Source organism: Streptomyces sp. NPDC001093 (assembly GCF_040298985.1).
Classification (GTDB): Bacteria; Actinomycetota; Actinomycetes; order Streptomycetales; family Streptomycetaceae; genus Streptomyces.
Window position 1 is genome coordinate 25,476 of record NZ_JBEPBF010000052.1, and the last position, 22,059, is coordinate 47,534.

The following is a 22,059-nucleotide window of genomic DNA, read 5'->3' on the forward strand; positions in this document are numbered from 1 at the left end:
GCAACGGACTAGGGTGACCGCGTGGCGAGAGTGCGGTTGAGCGTGGCCGAGCGGCGGGAGGAGCTGCTGCGGGCCGCCATCGGGCAGATCGAGGTGCGGGGCGTGGCGGCGGTCAGGATCGCCGACGTGGCCGCGGCGCTCGGGGTGAGCAACGCGCTGGTGCTGTACCACTTCTCGACGAAGGAGAAGCTGGTCGCCGCCGCGTTCGCCTACGCGGCCGAGGACGACCTCGCGCATCTGCGCAAGCTGCTGGGCCGGCGGACGTCCGCGCTGCGCCGGCTGCGGGCCGCGGTGCGCTGGTACGCGCCGACCGGGCAGGCCAAGGGCTGGCGGCTGTGGATCGAGGGCTGGGCCGTGGCCCTGCGCGAGCCGGCCCTGCGGGAGGTCACCCGGGACCTGGACAAGCAGTGGAAGGCGGCGATCGCCGAGGTCATCGCCGAGGGCGTGGCGGGGGGCGAGTTCGCCTGCGCCGACCCGGCCGGCGCCGCGCTGCGGCTGACCGCGCTGCTGGACGGGCTCGCGGTCCAGCTGACGTCGTACCCGGGAGCGGTACCGCGGGCACGTGCACAGGAATGGGTCGACGACGCGCTCGCACGCGAACTGGGCCTGGAGCGAGCCACACTGACGGAACGTTAGATCTCTGGTGGGCAGGCGGGTGCCCGTGTGGTTCGGGATCCGCCCAGGCCCCCGCCCGGACGACGGACACCCCACGCCGCGCGAGTCCGGTAACGCGGAACCACGCCCGTGCACAACCGTGCCCCGCGCCGCAGGCTGTGCGGGGCGGGGCACGTCGGTGCTGGTCACGCCACCGAGGCGATGCGCATCTTGATGTCGTCGGGCGACAGGGTGCCCTTCGCGGTCACATGGTCGCCGGAGGACTCCCCGCGCAGTCGGCGGCCGATCCACGGCACCAGGTACTCGCGGGCCCAGTGGACGTCGTCACGGCGGATCTCCAGGGTGCCCCGGGGCGCCTGCGGCGGCCACGGCTGCTCCGGGTCGGCCGGGATCTCCAGACCGAGGGCCTGACCGGCGCGCAGCGCCACGCGCGTGTGCCCCTCGGGCGAGAGGTGCAGGCGGTCGCTGTCCCAGGCCCTGCGGTCCTGCACGGACTTCAGGGACCACAGGTCGAGCACGGGGCATCCGTACCGGTCGGCGATGGCGCGGACGTGCCCGTTGTACGTGGCGATCTTGCCGCGCAGATGCTTGAGCAGGGGGACGCCACGGGTGTCGAAGCCGGTGGTCACCATCACCGTGCCGGCCGCCTCGGCCAGCTGGGCCACCGCCCGTTCGAAGCGTTCGGCCACCTCGTCCGGGTCGGTGCCGGGGCGGATGATGTCGTTGCCACCCGCGCAGAAGGAGACGAGGTCCGGGGCCAGTTCGACGGCCTTCGGGAGCTGGTCCTCCATGATCTGGTCGAGCAGCTTCCCGCGTACCGCGAGATTGGTGTACTCGAAATCGCCCTCGGGCTGCCGATCTGCGAGCAGGACCGCGAACCGGTCGGCCCATCCCACGAACGCCCCGTCGGGCCCCGGGTCGCCGACGCCCTCGGTGAAGCTGTCCCCCACCGCCACGTACGACCCGATCACTGATCTGTTGTCATTCTTCGAATCGTCTGCCACGTCGGACCATGATTCACCTTCACATGTGACCTACGCGACCGTAGGGAGGGGTTGACGAACGGTGAGATGTGACACTCTTAAATGATTTGCCAATCCAGGAATGCGGCTGATCCGGGACGCGTTGACCACGTGACGACCCGGTGGCCGTCAGATGCGGCGCAGCCGGAGAATCGTCGCGTCCAGGTCGCCCTTGAGCCCGGTGCGCAGCCCGTGGTGCAGCAGGACGGCCCCCCGGTGTACTTCGCCCGTTTCGTGGCATGCGTACGACGCCGTCGGGTCGAGTCCGCGCAGGCGCAGCGCGGGTACGGGCTCGCCGTAGCTCTGCGCCTGCAGCCAGGCGAGGACCACCGTCTCCTCCCCCAGGACGTACTGGACGGCGCTCAGACCGCCGGCCGGGGGCCGCAGCCGGTACAGCTCGCCGTGCTGGACGACCGGGCGGATCCGTTTGTAGAGCTGGACCCACTGCCGGGCCTCGGCCAGCTCCTGGTCGGTCCACTCGGTGAGGTCGCCGCCGACTCCGAGGACGCCCGCCATGGCGCTGACGAACCGGAACCGCAGGGAGCTGACGCGGCCGTTGAGCTGGGTGTTCGGGCTGTCGGTGACCCAGGCGGCCATGACCCGGGCGGGGTGGATCTGGCTGAAGCCGTGCTGGATGGCGAGCCGGTCCAGCGGGTCGGTGTTGTCGGAGGTCCACACCTGGTCGGTACGGCTCAGCACTCCCAGGTCGATCCGGCCGCCACCGCCCGAGCAGGATTCGAAGGCGACCCGCGGGTGGGCGGCGCGCAGCCGGTCCAGCAGGGCGTACAGGGCGCGGACGTGGTCCACCCAGAGGCGCTGCGGATAGGGCTCGCCGGGCCAGCCGGCGTCGGTGAAGCAGCGGTTGAAGTCCCACTTCACATAGTCGATCGGCGCGCTGGAGAGGAGGGTGTCCAGCTGCTCCCAGAGGTACTCCTGGACGTCCTCGCGGGCGAGGTTGAGGACGAGCTGGTTGCGCAGTTCCGTCCGCTTGCGCCCCGTTTGGTACTGCACCCAGTCGGGGTGAGCGCGGTACAGGTCGCTGTCCGGGTTGACCATCTCCGGCTCGACCCAGATGCCGAACTGCATGCCGAGGCCGTGCACCTGGTCGGCGAGGGGCTTCAGGCCGTGCGGGAAGCGGTCGGGGTTGGGCGTCCAGTCGCCGAGTCCCGCGCGGTCGCTGGTGCGGGCGCCGAACCAGCCGTCGTCCACGACGAACAGCTCCACACCGATCGCGGCGGCCCGGCGGGCGAGCGCGAGCTGCTGCTCCTCGGAGATGTCGAAGTTCGTCGCCTCCCAGGAGTTGAACAGCACCGGCCGGTCCCGTCCGGCGTCCGGGATGACGTACGCGCGCTGGTAGGCGTGCCAGGTGCGGCTCGCGCCGCCGAAGCCGCCGTCGCTCCACAGTCCGGCGAAGACGGGAGTGGTGTACGACTCCCCCGGTTCGAGGAGGAGCAGGCCCGAGTCGTCGTAGCCGGCGCCGCCGGTGATCTGCACGCGCGCGTCCGGGAGTTGGGCGACCGCGATACGCCAGGAGCCGGACCAGCCGAGCGCGCAGCCGTAGACCTCGCCGTGCTCCTCGGTGGCGTCGGTGTCGAGCGCGACCCAGGGCAGGTGCTGGTGGCCCGTGTGGCCGCGGCGGCTGCCGATGACCTTCTCGCCGTAGGTGAGCGGGGCGGTGGTGAGCAGGGACTCGGCGGCCCAGCGGCCGTGCAGCTGGGACAGCCGCCAGCCGTCGCGGTCGGGCAGGGTCCAGGTGGCCGCGTCGGCGCGCAGCAGCTCCACGCGCGCGTGTGTGTCGTTCGCCACGGTGACCCAGCGCTCGACGACATCGCCGCGCATCCGGTAGTGCAGGGTGACGGCGAGGCCGTCGTCGTCGAAGCGCAGCCGCAGCGCGTCGCCCTCCGTGTCGTACGACACGAAACGCCACTCGGTGCCGCGGCGCTCGTCGGTGCGCACGGACAGGGCGGGGCGGACGAAGCGGGGGCCGCCTTCGACGGGGTACTCCTCGCGGCCGTCGAGCGGGGACTCGAAGGGCCAGTAGCCGGGCAGCGGGTCCTCGGCCAGGGCCTCCGCGTCCGGGAGCGCGATGCGTGGCCCCCAGTGCAGGTGCAGCAGCTCCTGGGCGTCGGTGAGACGCAGGGCATAGCTGCTGGTGGGCCCCGACAGGAGCCAGGTACGACCGTCTTCGGCGATGTCCACCACGTAAGACCTCACAGGTGCCAACAGATCCGCTCAAGTGCCAACATCATCAGGCGGCGGAGCCCCTGGTGACAATGGCTGTGGACAACTCCTTGCCCGAGGAAACCGATGTCGTATCGTCGACGGAGTGCCCGCCGACGAGTCGCGACGGCGGGGCCCGACCGGGAGGAGCCCCCGTGACGCAGCAGGTCCCGTCGACCGAGCCGGAGCTGGCCGGCGTGCGCAATTTCCGTGACGTGGGCGGGCTGCCGACCACGGACGGACGGCGGGTGCGGCACGGCGTGCTGTACCGCAGCGGGCATCTGGCGCACGCGACCGAGGACGACACCGCCTTCCTCGCCTCCCTGGGCCTGCACACGATCTTCGACTTCCGCAACACGGCCGACCAGAAGCTGGAGGGCCCGGATGTCGAGCTGCCCGGCGTGCGGAACGTGAACCTGCCGCTGAGCGACCCGGCGGACGGCGCCGAGTTCTGGAAGATGGTCCGCGACGGCGACCTCGACCAGCTGCGCGGCATCCTGGCCGACGGCAAGGGCGCGGCCCGGATGATCGCCTCGTACCGGTCGATCGTCGCGGAGCGCACCACCGAGCACTCCCGGGTGCTGCGCGCCCTCGCCGAGGACAGCGTGCCCGCCCTGATGCACTGCGCCGCGGGCAAGGACCGCGCGGGCATCTCCATAGCCGTGACGCTGCTCGCGCTCGGCGTGGAGCGCGAGGCGATCGTCGCCGACTACCTGGAGTCCAACGCCAAGCACCGGCGCTACAAGGTCCGCCGCAACGGCAGCCTGGACACCGCGTACACCCCGGAGATCATGGAGCTGCTCAGCCCGCTCTTCGACGCCCGCGCCGAGTACCTCGAGGCGGCGTTCGAGACCATCGAGGTGACCTGGGGCGGGGTGGACACCTACCTGAACCAGGGCCTCGGCCTCACCCCGGCGTCCCTCGAGGTGCTGCGCGAGCGCCTGCTGGACTGAACGACGTGCGGCACGCGCGTGTGCCGGACCGACCCGAGGCGGCCGCGCCGCGTCCGTCCACCCTGCACCTGGTGGACCTGCTCGCTGGGACCGACGGCATCCCTCCGGGGCGGGTGGGCGGTCAGCTGGGAGCCTGCCGTGCGTCCCCGCACGACTCCACGCGGCCCGGCCGGGTTCAGTTCTTCGCCCCCAACGCGAACAGCAGGAAGAGGAACGCGGCCAGGAGATGGCCGACGGCGATGTAGATGATCAGGCGGATCCACAGCGAGCGGGGGAACTTCGTCTCGAGGTCTCTCATGGCAGCTCTCCGGTCAGCGGGCCCAGGCACAGCGTGGCCGTGGGGCTCTGCAGCAGGGTGTGGACGAACAGCAGCTCGACGCCGTCGTGATCCACGGCGGCGAGGCGGTGCGGGGTGAGGGAGTCGAAGTGCGCGCTGTCGCCGGGGGCGAGCAGGTGCGCGGTGTCCCCGAGGCGCAGCCGCAGCCGGCCCCTGAGGACGTAGAGCCACTCCTCGCCGGGGTGGACGCGCACGATGTCGCCCTGCGAGCCGTACGGCACCCGTACGCGCAGGGCCTGCATGCCGCGGCCCGGCGCCCCGGCCTGGAAGTAGGTCCAGCCGCCCGCCCGGGTCGGCTCCATGTCCCCGGCCCGCACGATCGCGTCCCGGTCGGCGACCGTCTCGCCGAGGAGTTCGGAAACGGTCGTACCGTAGATACGGGCGAGGGCCAGCAGCATCGGCAGCGACGGCTGCCGCCGGCCGGTCTCCAGCCGGGACAGATGGGCCGGTGAGAGCCCGGCGGCACGGGCCGCGGACTCCAGGGTGAGGCCGACGCGCCGGCGCAGTGCCCGCAATTGCGGCGCGACGGCGGACAGGTCGTCGTCGCCCGGGCCCGCCGGTGGGCCGGCGTCTGAGGCGTTCATGTCTCCATTCAGCCCCAGCCTTGCCTGATGGGCAAAATTTCTTGCCTCTGAGGCAAAGAGCGACGCCTCACCCGCCCGCGGCCTGCCCCTGCTACGCTCCCCTCAGGACTTGAACGCGTTCAAAAATGGGGGTCGCATCATGGCCGCATCCAGCTCGTCCCACCCGACCGACTCGCCCGCCGGCGCGCTCGCTCCGCTCGCCCTCTTCTGCGGGATCATCGCCGCCGCGAGCGCCTGGCCCACCCTCACGTTCGTCCTGTTCCCCTGGTCGCTCCTCGCGGGTGGCTTCGCCGTGACCTTCGGTGCCATGGCCGTCCACTACGCCGCGTGCGGCATCGGCCGACGGTGGACCGCCGTCACGGCGACGGTCCTGGGCGCCGTCGGACTCGCGGACCTCTTCCTCCTCTTCGTCGTGCTGCCGGGCTAGGCGCAGGTCAGCGGCCCGCCACCGCCTGCTTGACGAGTGTCTTGCCGAAGTCCCACATCAGGCCGCCGCCGCTGTGGGCGTCGTCCATCACCGCGCTGAAGGCGTCCACGAACCGCTCGACGTCCGCCTCGTCGATGATCAGCGGCGGGATCAGCTTGATCACCTCCAGGTGGTCGCCGGAGACCTGGGTGAGGATCCGGTGCCGCTGCAGCAGCGGTACGACGACCATCTGGGCGAACAGGCCCTTGCGGGCGGCCTGGAGCATGGTCCAGCGGCTGCGCAGCTTCAGCGAGGAGGGCCTGCCGAACTCGATGCCGATCATCAGGCCCCGGCCGCGGACATCGGCGAGCAGCTCGTACGTGTCGACCATCGCGGTCAGCCGGGACTTCAGCAGCTCGCCCGTCTTGCGCACGCCCGCGACGATCTGCTCGTTCTCCATGACCGACAGCACGGCGAGTCCGCAGGCCATCGCCTGGGCGTTGGATCCGAAGCTCGCCGAGTGGACCAGCACGCGGTCCATGGACGAGTAGACCTTCTTGAAGATCCAGTCCCGGCCCAGCGTGGCACCGACCGGGACGTATCCGCCCGACAGGGCCTTGGCCACGCAGACCAGGTCGGGTTCGACGCCGTCCTCGTGCTGGTAGGCGTAGAAGTCGCCGGTGCGGCCGAGGCCGGTCTGCACCTCGTCGGCGATGAGCAGCGCCTTGTGCCGGTGCAGCAGCTCCTGGGCGGCGCGCAGGTAGCCGGGCGGGGCCTCGTGCACCCCCTTGCCCTGGATCGGCTCCACGATCAGGGCGGCCACGTCGCCCTTCATCAGCTCCCGTGCCAGGGTGTCCAGGTCGCCGAGCGGTACGGCGGTGTCGGGCAGCAGCGGGGCGAAGCCGTCGCGGAAGCCGCTCTCGCCGTTGACCGACAGGGAGCCGGTGGTCAGTCCGTGGAAGGCGTGGTCGCAGTAGAGGACGCGCGGTTTGCCGGTGGCGTACCGGGCGAACTTCAGGGCCGTCTCGACGGCCTCCGTGCCGCTGTTGCCGAAGAACACCCGGTCCAGGTGCGGGCTGTGGGCGAGGAGACGTTCGGCGAGCAGACCGGGCAGCGGCTGGCAGTCGAACCGGGTGAGGTCGGCCAGGTCCAGGTCGAGCACGTCGTGCAGCGCCTTGCGGACGACCGGGTGGTGGCGGCCGAGGCCCATCACCCCGAACCCGGCGAGCATGTCGAGGTGGTCGTTGCCCTCGGCGTCGAAGAAGTGGGCGCCCTCGGCCCGCTCGTAGACCTTGTCGAAGCCGATGGTGTGCAGCATGCGCGGGAGCTGCGGGTTGAGGTGCTTCGTGTGCAGCTCGTAGCGTTCGGCTCCGCGCTCGGCGAGCAGGGCGCCGAGGTCGAACTCCGTGCTCATTCACTCTCCTTGGCTGTGCCGCCCGCGTCCTTGACGGCCAGGCTCCCACTGATCCGCCCGGCGATCTCGACGGGCGTGAGACCGATGTCGGCCAGTACCTCGCCGCGCTTGGCGTGCGCGAGGAACTGCTCCGGGATGCCGAACCGCCGTACCGGCACGTCCACGTCGGCGTCGCCGAGCGCCAGCGCCACGGCCGAACCGACGCCCGCGGCACGGCTGTTGTCCTCCACCACGGCCACCAGCCGGTGCTCGGCGGCGAGGCCCGGCAGCGAGGGGTCGACGGGCTTGACCCAACGGGGGTCCACCACCGTGCAGTTGACGCCGCGCGCCTGCAACAGGTCGGCGGCCTGCAGGCACACCGAGGCCATCACGCCGACGGCCACCAGCAGCACCTCGGGGCGTTCGGCGCGGTGCAGGACGTCCATGCCGCCCACCCGGTCGACCGCCGGGATGTCCGGGCCGACCGACTCCTTCGGGAAGCGCACCAGCGTGGGCGCGTCGTCCACGGCGACGGCCTCGCGCAGCTGGGCGCGCAGCTGGCCCGCGTCGCGCGGGGCGGCGATCCTCAGGCCGGGGACGACCTGGAGGACCGACATGTCCCACATGCCGTTGTGGGAGGCCCCGTCGACGCCGGTGACGCCGGCGCGGTCCAGGACGAAGGTGACCCCGCAGCGGTGCAGGGCGACGTCCATGAGCAGCTGGTCGAAGGCACGGTTGAGGAAGGTGGCGTAGACGGCGACGACCGGGTGCAGTCCGCCGGTGGCGAGCCCGGCCGCGGAGACGGCCGCGTGCTGCTCGGCGATGCCCACGTCCCACACGCGGTCGGGGAAGCGCTCGGCGAACCGGCCGAGGCCGACCGGGTGCAGCATGGCCGCGGTGATCGCGACGACGTCGTCCCGTTCCTCGCCGATCTTCACGATCTCGTCGCCGAACACCGAGGTCCAGGAGGGGCCGTTGGACGGTGCGAGGGGCTCGCAGGTCAGCGGGTCCATCACGCCGACGGTGTGGAAGTGGTCCTCCTCGTGGTTGAGGGCGGGCTCGTAGCCGCGGCCCTTCTCGGTGAGGCAGTGGACCAGGACCGGGCCGTGGAAGCGTTTCGCCCGGCGCAGCGCCGACTCGACGGCCTTGATGTCGTGGCCGTCGATCGGGCCGACGTACTTCAGGCCCAGGTCCTCGAACATGCCCTGCGGGGCGAAGGCGTCCTTGAAGCCCTTCTTAGCGCCGTGCAGGGACTCGTAGAGGGTGGTGCCGACGATCGGGGTGCGCAGCAGTACGTCCTTGCCCCAGGCGAGGACCCTCTCGTAGCTGTCCGTGGTGCGCAGGGTGGCCAGGTGGTTGGCGAGGCCGCCGATGGTCGGGGCGTAGGAGCGTTCGTTGTCGTTGACGACGATGATCAGCGGGCGGTCCTTGGCGGCCGCGATGTTGTTCAGTGCCTCCCAGGCCATGCCGCCGGTCAGCGCGCCGTCGCCGACGACCGCGACCACATGGCCCTTCTCCCCCTGCACCTGGTTGGCCTTGGCGAGGCCGTCGGCCCAGCCGAGCGCGGTGGAGGCGTGACTGTTCTCGATGACGTCGTGCTCGGACTCCTCGCGCGACGGGTAGCCGGACAGTCCCCCTTTGCCGCGCAGCTTCGAAAAATCCTGACGTCCCGTCAGCAGCTTGTGTACGTAGGACTGGTGGCCGGTGTCCCACAGGATGCGGTCGACCGGCGACTCGAAGACTCGGTGGAGCGCGACGGTCAGTTCCACCACCCCCAGATTGGGCCCGAGGTGACCGCCGGTCCTCGATACCGCTTGCACCAGGAACTCGCGTATTTCTCGGGACAGTTCACCGAGTTCCACCTCGGACAGCGCCTTCAGGTCGCGTGGTGTCCGGATGGTCTCCAGAATGGTCACGCTGGGCCCCCTCTCGGTCCGTGCCGTGCCGTGCTCAACTCATTCGTCTGCGGGGCTCGTCCGCTCGGCGAGCTTCATGGCCTCCTCGATGAGGGTCTCCACGATCTTCGATTCGGGTACGGTCTTGATGACCTCGCCCTTCACGAAGATCTGCCCCTTTCCGTTGCCTGAGGCAACTCCGAGGTCGGCCTCACGGGCTTCGCCCGGACCGTTCACCACACACCCCATCACCGCGACCCTGAGCGGCACCTCCATGCCGTCCAGCCCCGCCGTGACCTCCTCCGCGAGCTTGTAGACATCGACCTGCGCCCGGCCGCAGGACGGACAGGAGACGATCTCCAGGCGCCGTTGCCTGAGCCCCAGCGACTGGAGGATCTGGATGCCGACCTTGACCTCCTCGGCGGGCGGGGCGCTCAACGACACCCGGATCGTGTCGCCGACACCCCGGCTGAGCAGCGCCCCGAAGGCCACCGCCGACTTGATCGTGCCCTGGAACGCCGGGCCGGCCTCGGTGACCCCCAGGTGCAGCGGGTAGTCGCAACTCTCGGCGAGCTGCCGGTAGGCCTCGATCATCACGACCGGGTCGTTGTGCTTGACCGAGATCTTGATGTCCCGGAAGTCGTGCTCCTCGAAGAGCGACGCCTCCCACAGCGCCGACTCGACCAGGGCCTCCGGCGTCGCCTTGCCGTACTTCTGGAGCAGCCGCCTGTCCAGGGAGCCGGCGTTGACGCCGATCCGGACCGGCGTGCCGTGGTCCCTGGCGGCGCGCGCGATCTCCTTCACCTGGTCGTCGAACTTCTTGATGTTGCCCGGGTTCACCCGGACCGCAGCGCAGCCCGCCTCGATCGCCGCGAAGACGTACTTCGGCTGGAAGTGGATGTCCGCGATCACCGGGATCTGCGACTTGCGGGCGATGGTGGCGAGGGCGTCCGCGTCGTCCTGGGTGGGGCAGGCGACGCGGACGATCTGGCAGCCGGACGCGGTGAGTTCCGCGATCTGCTGCAGGGTGGCGCCGATGTCCGACGTACGGGTCGTCGTCATCGACTGCACCGACACCGGGGCTCCGCCCCCGACCGCCACCGGCCCGACGTGGATCTGCCGCGACTGCCGCCGCGGCGCGACCGGCCGGGCCGGTACCTCGGGGACGTCCAAGGGGACGGCGGTCATCGCGTCAGCCCTGCTTTCCGCTCGTCATCGTCTCGCGCGCGGCCCGCAGGGACTCCTTCAGGGAGCCCATGGTGGCGAGTACGGCGGTCGGCTCGTAGCCGCAGTGCGCCATGCAGTTGGCGCAGCGCGGGTCCTTGCCGCGGCCGTACTTGTCCCAGTCGGTCTCCTCGACGAGTTCGCGGTACGTGGAGACGTATCCGTCGCTCATCAGGTAGCAGGGTCGCTGCCAGCCGAAGAGCGAGTAGCTCGGGATCGCCCAGGCCGTGCAGGGGAAGTCGACCTTGCCCTCCAGGAAGTCCAGGAAGAGCGGGCTCTGGTTGAGCCGCCACTTCTTGCGGTTGCCGCCCGCGAAGGCCTTCTTGAACAGCTCGCGGGTCTGCTGCACACCGAGGAAGTGCTCCTGGTCGGGGGCCTTCTCGTAGGCGTAGGCGGGCGAGAGCATCATCTCGTCCACCTTCAGGTCGTCGTTGAGGTAGTTCAGCACCTCGATGACGGTCTGCGGGGTGTCGGTGTTGAAGAAGGTGGAGTTGGTGGTCACCCGGAAGCCGCGCCGCTTGGCCTCCTTGATGGCCTCGACCGCCTCGTCGAAGGTGCCCTCCTTGGCCACCGAGGCGTCGTGCCGCTCGCGCAGCCCGTCGATGTGCACGGCCCAGGCGAAGTACGGCGAGGGCTTGAACTTGTCCATCTTCTTGCGCATGAGAAGGGCGTTCGTGCACAGGAACACGAACTTCTTCCTGGCGACCAACTGCCGTACGATCTCATCGATCTGAGGGTGCATCAGCGGTTCGCCGCCGGCGATGGACACCATCGGCGCACCGGATTCCAGCACCGCGCCCACGGCCTGGGCGACGGGCATGCGCTGCTTGAGGACGCCGGCCGGATGCTGGATCTTGCCGCAGCCCTCGCACTTGAGGTTGCACGCGAACAGTGGCTCCAGCTCGACCAGCAGGGCGAACTTGTCCCTCTTCCTGAGCTTCTGTTCGAACAGGTAGGTAGCGACCTTGATTGTCTGGCGCAACGGCATGGCCATCTGGCTCACCTCCGGGGGAGCAGCAAAGAACGGTGCCATTCAAAAAATGCGGGAAGAACGGAACGAAGAACGCGGAAAGCCGATATTCCGCCGCGTACCGTGCCGATCCGGACGAGTTCATGTTCGGGAGCGTCCACCACCACCCTGACGGCCGCAACCGGGCGCTCACCGCCCCGGACGGCCGTGAGGAGCGTGGCCGCCGACTCCATGTCGACGGCGATCGCGCCGGTCGCGAGCAGGTCGGACCGCTCATGGCCGCGGACGACGTGGTCGGAGCCGGTGAGCGGGCCGGTGTGGACCGTGCGTCCGGGCAGGATGCGCACGAGTTCCTTGACGAGCAGTTCGGTTCCCGCGCAGGCGACGGCGCCGCGCGGGTCCCGGGTCTCCTCGGCGACCACCAGGTCGCCCGGGTGCATGCCGGGGGCGAGCCCGGCGCAGAAGCCGGTGGCCATGACGGCCGCATCGGCCAGCGCCGGGACCGCGAGCTGCCGGGTGACGGAGCGTTCCGCCGCGCGGGGACCCATGCCCGTACGGAGGAAGCTGACCGGCCCGTCCGCCCCGCTCCTGTCCCCGGTGCGCAGGGCGAGGTGCTCGATGCCGAGCGCGCAGGCGATCAGCAGCGGGGGCGGTGCGGGCTGGGTGCTCAAGGTCAGCTCCCCTTCGCCTCGGGCAGCGGTTTCCTGGCGAGGAGGCCGCGCTCGAAGGGGTCGCCGTGCAGGTACCGGCCGAGCGCGGTGAGCGGGAACACCTGCCGGTACAGGTGGTAGTTGATGGAGAAGTCCCAGGGGAAACCGGTGCCGGTGAAGTACGGCTCGTCCCAGGTGCCGTCCTCCCGCTGGGTGTCCGCCAGCCACCGGATACCGCGCTCGACGGCCTTGGAGTCCCGCTCCCCCGCCGCGAGCAGCGCCATCAGCGCCCACGCGGTCTGCGAGGCCGTGGAGGCGCCGCGGCCGCTCCACTCCTTGACGTACTTGTAGGAGCGCAGGTCCTCGCCCCAGCCGCCGTCGTCGTTCTGCACCTTCTCCAGCCAGGCCACGGCCCGCCGGATCGCCGGGTGCGAGGCGGGCAGACCGGCCGCGGTCAGCGCGGGCACCACCGAGCCCGTGCCGTAGATGTAGTTGACGCCCCAGCGGCCGAACCACGAGCCGTCCGGCTCCTGTTCGGCCAGCAGCCAGTCGATGCCGCGCCGGGTGCGGGGGTCGTGGGCGAGTCCTTCGGCGGCGAGCATCTCCACGACGTGCGCCGTGACATCGGCCGACGGCGGGTCGATGACCTCGCCGAAGTCGCAGAACGGCAGCCGGTTCGGGAACGGGCTGGTGTTGTCGACGTCGAAGGCGCCCCACGCGCCGTTCTTCGACTGCATCCCGAGGTTCCAGCGCACCGCGCGCCCGATCGCCCGGTCCATGCGTTCGGGGTCGTGGTGGCGGACCCGGCGCAGCGCGAGGGAGACCTCGGCGGTGTCGTCGATGTCCGGGTAGTTGTCGTTGTGGAACTCGAACGCCCAGCCGCCCGGCGGCAGTTGGGGACGCCGTACGGCCCAGTCGCCGGGCCGGACGATCTCCTCGCCGAGCATCCAGTCCGCCGCCTTGACCAGCTGCGGATGGTCGGCGGGCAGACCCGCGTCGACGAGCGCGATGGTGGCGAGGCAGGTGTCCCACACCGGGGACTGGCAGGCCTCGATCATCCGGGCGCCGTCCTCGCGCCAGACGGCGAAACGATCCAGCGAGGCCAGTCCCTCACGCATCACGGGATGTTCGAGGTCGTAGCCGAGCAGGTGCAGGGCGATGACCGAGTACACGGCCGGGGGCTGGATGCCGCCCCAGCAGCCGTCGTTCTCCTGCCGCTCGATGATCCACCGGGCCGCCGAGTTCATCGCGGCCCTGCGGAGTCTGCGCACGGCGACCTTGCGATAGCCGCGGACCACCTTGTCGAGCCGCTGGAACAGGCCGTCCCAGCTCACCACCGGGGCGAGCGGCTGCGGCGGGTTGGGGTTCGCCGGGTCGGTGTGCAGCTCGTCCAGCGGGAACGGCGCCGGGCGCACCGGGCGCTTGGCGGAGACGACGGTGAGCGGCACGATCGTCTGCCGGGCCCAGCAGCCGAAGTCGTAGATGTTGAGCGGGAACCAGGTGGGGAAGTAGATCAGCTCCGGCGGCAGCTCGGGCAGGTCCTCCCACTTCCACCAGCCGAACAGGGCGAGCCAGATCCGGGTGAAGACACGGGAGGCGGCGATGCCGCCGCGCTCACGGATCCAGGCCGACGCCTTCGCCATGTGCGCCTCGTCGGGCGCGTCGCCGGCCAGGCGCAGGGCGACGTAGGCCTCGACGGTGGTGGACAGTTCGCCGGGTCCGCCGTAGAAGGTGGCCCAGGTGCCGTCCTCGCGCTGCTCGCCGCGGATGAACCTCGCGGCGGCCTGCGTGGTCCCCTCGTCACGGATGCCCAGGAACTGGCGGAGCAGGAGGTCCTCGGCGTCCATGGTGACGTTCGTCTCGAGGTCGCCCTTCCACCAGCCCTGGGCGTCCTGCCGCGCGAGCAGGAAGTCGGTGGCGCGCCGGGCGGCGCCTGCGGCGGCTTCTTGTACCCCGGCCGCCTCGGGAGTGGTGATGGTGGTGTCGCTGGCCGCGGCAGCTCGGGACGGCACAGTCGCCCCGGTGCTTCCGTCGGTCGTCGCTGTCATGGCTTCCCCTTCGTGCAGTCGTGCGAAATCGTGCTGCTGTGGGTCCGCCGTCGGCCGGTGTCCTGATGTCGATCCTCGGACACCGGCCGGCGACTACGCGAGGCGTGTTGGGCCGATAGTGATCATCTCTTTCGTACGACGACGAAGTCGGCGAGCGCCGTGAAGGAGTCGCGCACCCGGCCGGGCATGTCGACGGCGTCGAGGGCTTCGATGGCGATGGTGTGCTGACGGCGCGCTTCCTCCGCTGTCCAGTCGCGGCCGCCGGCCTGCTCGATGAGAGCAGCGCGGGCCGCGAACTCCTCCTCGGAGAAGTTCTCGAAGTCGCTGCTCTTGGCGTCCGCGGCGAGGATCTCGCCGAGCTGCTCGGAGGCGGAGCCGCCGGCCGCGAGGGCGGCGACGACCGGCAGGGACTTCTTGCGCTGGCGCAGGTCGCTCCAGGTCTGCTTGCCGGTGGCCTCCGGGTCGCCCCAGATGCCGAGCAGGTCGTCGATGGCCTGGAAGGCGAGGCCGAGGTGGTAGCCGTACCGTTCCAGCGCGTCGGCGGTGGCGTCGTCCGCGCCGCCGAGGACCGCGCCGATGGAGCTGGAGGCGGCGAGCAGCGCGCCGGTCTTGTTGCCCTCCATCTCCAGGCACTCCTCGACGCTGACCCGGTCGCGGTGCTCGTAGGAGATGTCCTGCGCCTGGCCGTCGATCAGGGCGCGGGTGGCGGTGGTGAGCCGGCGGGTGGCGCGGCCGGCCTCGACGGTGCCGAGCTCCAGCAGGATCTCGTTGGCCAGGGCGAACAGGGCGTCGCCGACCAGGATGGCCTGGGCGGGACCGTGCACCTTCCAGACGGTGTCGCGGTGCCGGCGCTGCTCGTCGCCGTCCATCAGGTCGTCGTGGAGCAGCGAGAAGTTATGGACGAGTTCGACGGCGACGGCGCCGGGGATGCCCACCTCGGGCCCGGCGCCGGTGACCTCTGCGGAGAGCACGGCGAGCGCGGGACGCACGGCCTTGCCGCCGTCGCCGGCGGCCGGGTTGCCGGCGGCGTCGATCCAGCCGAAGTGGTAGGCGGCGACGGTGTCCATGGGTGACGCCAGCCGGTCCACGGCCGCACGCAGGACCGGAGTGGCCAGGGTGCGGCCGCGCTCCAGCAGCGCGGTCACGTCCACCGCGGCCCGTGGGGCGGGCGTCGAGGCCGGGGGCACAGTGGGCACAGTCTCTCCTCTTGTTGCGGTACCGGGGGTGCGGGGACCTGCCGCGAGCTCCTGATCGGGCATCACGCCGCCTCCTCGAACTCGAAGAGGTGGCGGGGACGGGGCCGGCCCAGGGCACTGAGGGCGGCGTCCGCCGCGCTCACTCCACTGCGGACCGCACTCTCCATGGTCGCGGGCCACCCGGTGGCGGTCCACGCTCCGGCCAGGTACAGGCCGGGGGCCTTGGTGCGGGCGCCGGGCCGCAGCCGCCCGACGCCGGGGGTGGGGGCGAACGTGGCCGCGCGCTCCCGGGTTACGAAGAAGTCCTTCACCACGGCGCCCCGGGTACCCGGAATCAGCCGCTCCAGCTCCGGCAGATAGCGCTCGCGGAGTTCGGCGACCGGCAGATCGATCTCTCCGTGCGCGGCCGACTGGGAAAGCGCCAGGTACTGACCCTCGGTCAGCCCGGAGGCGTCGGTGCGGTCGAAGACCCACTGCACGGGCGTGCCGAGGGCCGCGAAGAAGGGGCGCGCGAGCACCTTGCGGTCGTAGACGACATGGACGTTGAGGATCGGCGCGGTGCCGATGTCCAGCAGTTGCCCGGGCGCGTCGAGGGCACCCGGCGGCAGCAGGTCGTGGGCCTCGCGCTGGGGTACGGCGAGGACGAGCGCGTCGGTTTCCAGGTTCTCGCCGGGAACCTGAACGCTCCACGTGCCGCTTTCGTTGGTAGAGACGGAGGTGACGCGTGTACGGACCTCGGTACGGACGCCCGCGGAGTCGAGCGCCTTGCGGGCCAGCCGGTCGTGCAGTTCGCCCAGCGGGACACGGGCCCAGCCGATGTCGGCCGCGCCCGGGTCGGACAGCAGACCGGTCTTGAACACCATCGCGGCGAGCCCCAGCGAGGCGTCGCCCGCGACCGCGTTGAGGGTGGCGACCCCGACCAGGTCCCACAGGGCCTCGACGGCGCGCGCCGACTGGCCGTGCGCGGCCAGCCAGCTGCCGAAGTCCTGGGTGTCCAGGGTCGGATCGGCGAGGTCGAGCCCCTTCAGCGCGAGCGCGGCCCGCCCGACCGCGGCGCGCTCGGCGAGCGAGAGGTGCGGATAGACGGCCAGGCTGCGCCCCAGATGGAGGGGGACGGGCAGCGGGTCGCGCCGCAGCCGGCCGAGCCGCCTGCCCTCGGGCTTGGCGACGTCGACGACGGGCACGTCCAGGCGGTCCTGCAGCGGTGCCAGCGCCGCGCCCTCGATCCGGTCGAGGAACCAGCGGTAGGCGGTGCAGCAGCGCAGGTACACGTGCTGGCCGTTGTCGACGGTCAGTTCGCCGCGCTGGAAGGAGAAGGCGAGGCCGCCCAGCCTGGGCCTGCCTTCGAGCAGGGTGACGCGGACGCCGGCGTCGGCGAGCGCGAGCGCCGCGGTGATCCCGGCGAGCCCGCCACCGACCACGACGGCACTGCGGCCTGCCGCACCCTCTTCTCCCGCGGTGGCGTGCTGCTGTGCGGGGCGTGAGCCGTCGCTCATCGTGCGTCCTTCCATGCGTGGCGAGCGTGCAGGTTGAACGGTGCACGGTCGGCCGTCGCAGTCAGGGACGCCACGCCGCAGCGGAGGGTTGCCTGCCGCATGTCTCCTGGTTCGGTGAGGTCCATCAGGGGCGCCTCCTGACGGAACGCGGGGAGACGTGGCGGGTCACATGCCGGGTGTCCAGACCGGACAGTCCGCGTACGGCGACATAGGCCTTCTCGCGTCCGGGCAGCGAGACCCGGCCGCGCAGCACGGCCTCCGGGTCGCGCTCGATGCGGTCCAGCAGCCGGCGGTAGATGCCGGCCATGGCGGCCACGCAGGCGCCGCTGCGCCGGTCGAGCATGGGGAGCAGCCGGTAGCCCTCGGCGAAAAGGGCGCGGGCCCGACGCACTTCGAAGTGCACGAGGCCCGCGAAGTCGGAGCCCTCCGGTGGCGTCGGCCCGTGGAACCCGGCCGAGCAGCCGAACTTGGCGAGGTCGTCGGCGGGCAGATAGGTACGGCCGCCGGCCGCGTCCTCGCGGACGTCTCTGAGGATGTTGGTGAGCTGCAGGGCGAGGCCGAGGGTGTCCGCGTACTCGGGTGCGCGCTCGGCGCCGCGCGCTCCCGGTTCGGTGCCGAACACGCCGAGCGAGAGCCGGCCGATGGCACCGGCGACACACCGGCAGTAGACCTTCAGGTCGTCCCAGGTCTCGTAGGTCTCGCCGCGTACGTCCATCTGGACGCCGTCGATGAGCTCGTCGAGGCCGCCGAGCGGGACCGGGAAGACGCGCGCGGCATGGGCGAGCGCGACGGCGACCGGATCGGTGTCGTCCTCCTCGACCTGGTCTTCCCGGACCCGGGCGAGCAGCGCCCTGGTGTCCTCGAGCCGCTTCAGCTTCACCTCGTCGGCCAGGTCGCCGTCGCCGATGTCGTCCACGCGCCGGGAGAACGCGTACAGCGCCGACATGGCGCGGCGCTTGGGCGTGGGCAGCAAGCGGATGCCATAGGCGAAGTTGCGTGCCTGCTGCCCGGTGACGGTCTCGCAGTAGCTGTAGGCGGCGAGTACCGGTGCGGACACATGCGACGGAGAATCCACGGTCCGGATCACCCCTCTCCTCGCAGGATCACGCCCGCCTCACGCAGCAACTGGAGCTTGCGGGGTCGGGGCGGGCCGGGAAGGACGTCGTATTCGGCGGCGGCGATCGCCCGGATCGCCGCCCTTCCCCCCGCCACGAACCCCGCGAGCAGCAGCTTCAACCTGCCGTGGACGCTACCCACCAGGGGGGCGCCTTCATTCAGCAGATCGCGGGCGCGTTGTGCTTCGTATGCAACCAGGGCGCGCACCGATGCGCTCGCGGTTTTTGCGCCAAGATCCGTTTCCTGGACGTGAAAGCGCTTCATGTCCGCGGCCGGGAGGTAGATCCGGTCACGGCCGAGGTCCTCGGCGACGTCCTGGAGGTGTTCCACGATCTGCAACGCGGTGCAGATCGCGTCGGAGAGCCGGATCCGCTCGGGGGTCGAGGTGCCGGTGACGGCGAGGACGAGGCGGCCGACGGGGTTGGCGGACAGTTCGCAGTAGGCGCGGAGGTCGTCGTAGGTCTCGTAACGGGTGACGAGCTGGTCCTGGCGGTTGGCGGCGATCAGGCCGAGGAAGGGCTCGGGGGTGAGGGAGCGGCGGCGGACGGTGGGCTGGAGGCGGCGCAGCAGGGGGTGGCGCGGGGTGCCGTCGAAGACGCGGCGCAGGTCGGTCTCGAAGGCGTCGAGAAGGAGCAGGCGGTCCTCGGCCTCGGCCGGCGACACGCCGAGCAGCCGGGCGTCGGTGCCGCCGGGGGCGAGGTCGCCGTCACCGATGTCGTCGACGAGGCGGGCGAAGCCGTAGACGGCCATGAGGTCGGCGCGCCAGGCCCTGGGCAGGAAGAAGGGGGCCACGGGAAAGTTCTCGCTCGTGGCCTTGTCGAGGGTGGCGCGTTCCGGGTCCTGCGCCGTCTCGGTGGCCGTCATCGGACGCTGCCCGGCGCGGGGACGGCACATGCTGCGTTGAGCTGGGGAGTTTCCGTAGCCATTGCCGTCACATCTCCCGTTCTACACTGCCGATCCAATACACACTATTTCGGACACGCCGCCCGGCAATTCGCGGGGTCGCCCTGGTGTGGGGTGTCGCGCATTATCACCCCACTTGCCGCTTTCCGGCACCGGTACAGCTTACGTTGTACAACGCAGCGAGGTTCGTCGGGGTGTCCCGCACATCACAACAACACACCGATTGGCGCCAAGATTCCCCACGCCAACCGGAGTTGACGGTTCCTTTGCGGACGCGGGGCCCCGCCGGACGGCTTCCGGCGGGGCCCTGGCCGAAACGGGCTACTTGCCCGTGAACTTCTCGTACTCCTTCAAAACCTCGTCGGTCGGTCCGTCCATGCGCAGCTCCCCCCGCTCCAGCCACAGGACGCGGTTGCAGGTGTCGCGGATGGACTTGTTGTTGTGACTGACCAGAAACACCGTGCCGGCCTCCTTGCGCAGTTCCCGGATGCGTTCCTCTGAGCGCATCTGGAATTTGCGGTCACCCGTCGCCAGCGCTTCGTCGATCATCAGGACGTCGTGATCCTTGGCGGCGGCGATGGAGAACCGGAGCCGGGCGGCCATACCGGAGGAGTACGTGCGCATCGGAAGGGTGATGAAGTCGCCCTTCTCGTTGATCCCCGAGAAGTCGACGATCTCCTGGTAGCGCTCCTTGATCTGCTCCCGGGACATCCCCATGGCGAGACCGCCCAGGATGACGTTCCGCTCACCGGTCAGGTCGTTCATCAGCGCCGCGTTGACGCCGAGCAGCGAGGGCTGGCCGTCGGTGTAGACCTTGCCCTTCTCTGCGGGCAGCAGGCCGGCGATGGCGCGCAGCAGCGTGGACTTGCCCGAGCCGTTGGAGCCGATCAGGCCGATGGCCTCGCCGCGGTAGGCCACGAAGGACACGCCGCGCACCGCGTGCACCTTGCGCACCCCGCGTGCCGCGTCACCGGAACCTCGCTTCAGGATGCGGCTCAGAGCGGCCGTCGCGCTGCCCTTGCCGGACCCGGCGCCGTTGACGCGGTAGACGATGTGCAGGTCGTCCGCGATGACCGTGGGCCGACGCTCCCCGGTGTGCGCCTCGGCGTGCCGCTCGGCGGCGGTCTGCTCAGCCACGGCCGTACCTCTCCTCCGCCTTCCAGAAGTACACGAAGCCGCCGGCGAAGACGACCACGGCCCAGAACAGCGCGATGGCCCACACGTGCGGCGGCAGGTTGGAGGCGCCGTAGCCGTCGATCAGCGCGTAGCGCATCAGGTCCATGTAGATCGCGGCCGGGTTGACCTGGAGCAGCCGGACCGCGATCTCGGAGCGGCCCTCCATGATCTTGCTGATGGAGAACATCACGCCGGAGGTGTACATCCAGGTGCGCAGGATGAACGGCATGAGCTGGGCGAGGTCCGGCGTCCTGGCGCCCATGCGGGCCACGATCAGCGCGAGCCCGGTGTTGAACAGGAACTGCAGCACCAGCACCGGCACGATCAGCAGCCAGGCGAGGCTCGGGTAGCTGCCGAAGCCGATCGCCACGACGAACATCACGATCATCGAGAACAGCAGCTGCTGGAGCTGCTGCAGCGAGAAGGAGATGGGCAGCGAGGCCCGCGGGAAGTGCAGGGCGCGTACCAGGCCCAGGTTGCCGGAGATCGCACGGACACCCGACATGACCGAGCTCTGCGTGAAGGTGAACACGAACACGCCCGTGACCAGGAACGGGATGTACACGTCCTGGGACAGGCCACGGCTCGCGTGCAGGATCACGCCGAAGATGAAGTAGTACACGCCCGCGTTCAGCAGCGGCGTCGCCACCTGCCACAGCTGGCCGAGCTTGGCCTGGCTGTACTGCGCCGTCAGCTTCGCCTGGGAGAAGGCGAGGACGAAGTGGCGCCGCCCCCACAACTGGCGGACGTACTCGGGCAGCGAGGGACGGGCGCCGCTCACGGCGAGCCCGTACTTGGCGGCGAGCTGCGCCGCCGTCAGTCCCTCGTCGGGCGACGGTATCGCGCTCGCCGCGACACCGCCGTCATGGGTTGTGTGACTCACGAGTGGAAATCCGGACTCTCTCGGGTAAGAAGCTTGCTCTCTTCGGGTAAGAGAAGCTTCTCAGATCACCCGGGGACGGCCCAGCCGGGTCGGTCAGATCACCGGAGGCCGGCCGAGCCGGGTCAGCCGCCACACCGTGCGCCAGCGCATCGGGCGGCGCGGACCGCACGGAGCGGTCCAGCCCTCCTTGAACCCGCCGAACCACGCCTTCAGGGCGGGTCCGGAGGGGCGGCGCAGCAGGGTGAGCAGCAGCCAGACCCCGAGGTAGACGGGAACCAGCAGAACGGGGAGGTTGCGCCGGGCCAGCCAGACGCGGTTGCGGGCGACCATGCGGTGGTAGACCGCGTGCCGCGAGGGCGCGGTCGTCGGGTGGTACAGCACCATGTCCGACCGGTAGTCGATCATCCAGCCGGCATCGAGGGCCCGCCAGGCCAGGTCGGTCTCCTCATGGGCGTAGAAGAACTCGTCCGGCAGGCCGCCGACCTCGGCGAAGACCCGGGTGCGGACGGCGTTGGCGCCGCCGAGGAAGGTGGTGACCCGGGAGGAGCGCATCGGGTCGGAGGCGCGCAGCCGGGGCACATGGCGGCGCTGGGTCCGACCGGTCTCCGGGTCGGCGATGCGGAAGCTGATGATGCCGAGCTCGGGGTCGGCCTCGAAGGCCTCGCGGCACAGCTGGGCGGTGTCGTGGCGGGCGAGCAGACCGTCGTCGTCGAGGAAGAGCAATATGTCGACATCCCGGCCGCCGGGCCCGAAGGCCTCTATGCCGACGTTGCGGCCGCCGGGGATGCCCAGGTTCTCCGGCAGCTCGATCGTCCGTACGCCCTCGGGCACGTCCGGGACCGGCGAGCCGTTGCCGACGACGACCACCTCGACGGGGTCGCCGTCCTGCTTGGCGACCGAGTCGAGCAGGGCCCGCAGTTCCTCGGGCCGGTTGCCCATGGTGATGATGACGGCGCCGACCCGCATGGCCGC

21 protein-coding genes are annotated in these 22,059 nt (G+C 70.8%); 3 read left to right on the forward strand and 18 right to left on the reverse strand.

From position 1 onward, the window contains the following. The first annotated feature begins 21 nt into the window (after positions 1–21). Positions 22–636: a TetR family transcriptional regulator C-terminal domain-containing protein gene (locus ABT288_RS24870; protein WP_351611658.1), complete on the forward strand. Its 615-nt coding sequence runs from the start codon at positions 22–24 to the stop codon at positions 634–636. 164 nt (positions 637–800) lie between these two features. Here ABT288_RS24870 and ABT288_RS24875 read toward each other — a convergent pair whose 3' ends face one another. Together ABT288_RS24875 and ABT288_RS24880 are read right to left on the reverse strand one after the other, a co-directional pair. Next, a complete protein-coding gene (locus ABT288_RS24875) occupies positions 801–1,586 on the reverse strand; it encodes an SGNH/GDSL hydrolase family protein (protein ID WP_351611740.1) in 786 nt (261 codons plus the stop codon). Positions 1,587–1,766: 180 nt separating this feature from the next. Beyond that, positions 1,767–3,839 (reverse strand): alpha-galactosidase, encoded by a 2,073-nt coding sequence (locus ABT288_RS24880; protein WP_351611741.1) that lies wholly within the window; start codon positions 3,837–3,839, stop codon positions 1,767–1,769. A gap of 173 nt (positions 3,840–4,012) precedes the next feature. Between ABT288_RS24880 and ABT288_RS24885 the strand changes: the two genes are divergently transcribed. Then, positions 4,013–4,810 (forward strand): tyrosine-protein phosphatase, encoded by a 798-nt coding sequence (locus ABT288_RS24885; protein ID WP_351611660.1) that lies wholly within the window; start codon positions 4,013–4,015, stop codon positions 4,808–4,810. Between the two features lie 175 nt (positions 4,811–4,985). Here ABT288_RS24885 and ABT288_RS24890 read toward each other — a convergent pair whose 3' ends face one another. Both ABT288_RS24890 and ABT288_RS24895 read right to left on the reverse strand, forming a co-directional pair. Next, on the reverse strand, positions 4,986–5,108 hold the full coding sequence (locus ABT288_RS24890) for a DUF6126 family protein (protein ID WP_351611662.1): 123 nt from the start codon (positions 5,106–5,108) through the stop codon (positions 4,986–4,988). Beyond that, positions 5,105–5,731 carry a helix-turn-helix domain-containing protein gene (locus tag ABT288_RS24895; protein ID WP_351611664.1) on the reverse strand — a complete coding sequence of 209 codons (627 nt, stop codon included), beginning with the start codon at positions 5,729–5,731 and terminating at the stop codon, positions 5,105–5,107. The genes ABT288_RS24890 and ABT288_RS24895 overlap by 4 nt, the downstream gene beginning before the upstream one ends. 139 nt (positions 5,732–5,870) lie before the next feature. Here ABT288_RS24895 and ABT288_RS24900 point away from each other — a divergent pair, with 139 nt between their 5' ends. Continuing rightward, positions 5,871–6,158 (forward strand): hypothetical protein, encoded by a 288-nt coding sequence (locus ABT288_RS24900; RefSeq protein ID WP_351611665.1) that lies wholly within the window; start codon positions 5,871–5,873, stop codon positions 6,156–6,158. 7 nt (positions 6,159–6,165) lie between these two features. Here ABT288_RS24900 and ABT288_RS24905 read toward each other — a convergent pair whose 3' ends face one another. The 14 genes from ABT288_RS24905 to ABT288_RS24970 all read right to left on the reverse strand — a co-directional run bounded on the left by ABT288_RS24905 (position 6,166) and on the right by ABT288_RS24970 (position 22,053). Further along, positions 6,166–7,551 carry an aspartate aminotransferase family protein gene (locus ABT288_RS24905; RefSeq protein WP_351611667.1) on the reverse strand — a complete coding sequence of 462 codons (1,386 nt, stop codon included), beginning with the start codon at positions 7,549–7,551 and terminating at the stop codon, positions 6,166–6,168. Continuing rightward, positions 7,548–9,446: a 1-deoxy-D-xylulose-5-phosphate synthase gene (gene dxs / locus ABT288_RS24910; RefSeq protein ID WP_351611669.1), complete on the reverse strand. Its 1,899-nt coding sequence runs from the start codon at positions 9,444–9,446 to the stop codon at positions 7,548–7,550. The genes ABT288_RS24905 and dxs overlap by 4 nt, the downstream gene beginning before the upstream one ends. Positions 9,447–9,485: 39 nt before the next feature. After that, complete coding sequence (gene ispG / locus ABT288_RS24915; protein WP_351611672.1) at positions 9,486–10,613, reverse strand: flavodoxin-dependent (E)-4-hydroxy-3-methylbut-2-enyl-diphosphate synthase; 1,128 nt, start codon at positions 10,611–10,613, stop codon at positions 9,486–9,488. A 4-nt stretch (positions 10,614–10,617) separates the two neighbouring features. Beyond that, on the reverse strand, positions 10,618–11,643 hold the full coding sequence (gene hpnH, locus ABT288_RS24920; protein ID WP_351611675.1) for an adenosyl-hopene transferase HpnH: 1,026 nt from the start codon (positions 11,641–11,643) through the stop codon (positions 10,618–10,620). A gap of 5 nt (positions 11,644–11,648) precedes the next feature. Then, positions 11,649–12,290, reverse strand: coding sequence for a phosphorylase family protein (locus ABT288_RS24925; protein ID WP_351611677.1), 642 nt, complete (start codon positions 12,288–12,290; stop codon positions 11,649–11,651). A gap of 2 nt (positions 12,291–12,292) precedes the next feature. After that, entirely contained in the window at positions 12,293–14,317 is a 2,025-nt protein-coding gene (shc, locus tag ABT288_RS24930; protein WP_351611679.1) for a squalene--hopene cyclase, read from the reverse strand. A 122-nt stretch (positions 14,318–14,439) separates the two neighbouring features. Then, entirely contained in the window at positions 14,440–15,576 is a 1,137-nt protein-coding gene (locus ABT288_RS24935) for a polyprenyl synthetase family protein (RefSeq protein WP_351611681.1), read from the reverse strand. Further along, complete coding sequence (gene hpnE, locus ABT288_RS24940; RefSeq protein ID WP_351611684.1) at positions 15,576–17,009, reverse strand: hydroxysqualene dehydroxylase HpnE; 1,434 nt, start codon at positions 17,007–17,009, stop codon at positions 15,576–15,578. Before hpnE ends, ABT288_RS24935 begins: the two co-directional genes overlap by 1 nt. Next, on the reverse strand, positions 17,006–17,134 hold the full coding sequence (locus ABT288_RS24945) for a DUF6380 family protein (protein WP_351611687.1): 129 nt from the start codon (positions 17,132–17,134) through the stop codon (positions 17,006–17,008). Before ABT288_RS24945 ends, hpnE begins: the two co-directional genes overlap by 4 nt. Further along, complete coding sequence (gene hpnD / locus ABT288_RS24950; protein ID WP_351611690.1) at positions 17,134–18,096, reverse strand: presqualene diphosphate synthase HpnD; 963 nt, start codon at positions 18,094–18,096, stop codon at positions 17,134–17,136. Before hpnD ends, ABT288_RS24945 begins: the two co-directional genes overlap by 1 nt. Then, positions 18,093–18,989, reverse strand: a complete 897-nt coding sequence (gene hpnC, locus ABT288_RS24955; protein WP_351611693.1) for a squalene synthase HpnC — start codon at positions 18,987–18,989, stop codon at positions 18,093–18,095. Before hpnC ends, hpnD begins: the two co-directional genes overlap by 4 nt. Positions 18,990–19,349: 360 nt before the next feature. Continuing rightward, complete coding sequence (locus ABT288_RS24960) at positions 19,350–20,165, reverse strand: ABC transporter ATP-binding protein (RefSeq protein WP_351611695.1); 816 nt, start codon at positions 20,163–20,165, stop codon at positions 19,350–19,352. Beyond that, positions 20,158–21,087, reverse strand: a complete 930-nt coding sequence (locus tag ABT288_RS24965; RefSeq protein ID WP_351611698.1) for an ABC transporter permease — start codon at positions 21,085–21,087, stop codon at positions 20,158–20,160. Before ABT288_RS24965 ends, ABT288_RS24960 begins: the two co-directional genes overlap by 8 nt. A gap of 93 nt (positions 21,088–21,180) precedes the next feature. Then, positions 21,181–22,053: a glycosyltransferase family 2 protein gene (locus ABT288_RS24970; protein ID WP_351611744.1), complete on the reverse strand. Its 873-nt coding sequence runs from the start codon at positions 22,051–22,053 to the stop codon at positions 21,181–21,183. Positions 22,054–22,059 lie beyond the last annotated feature (6 nt).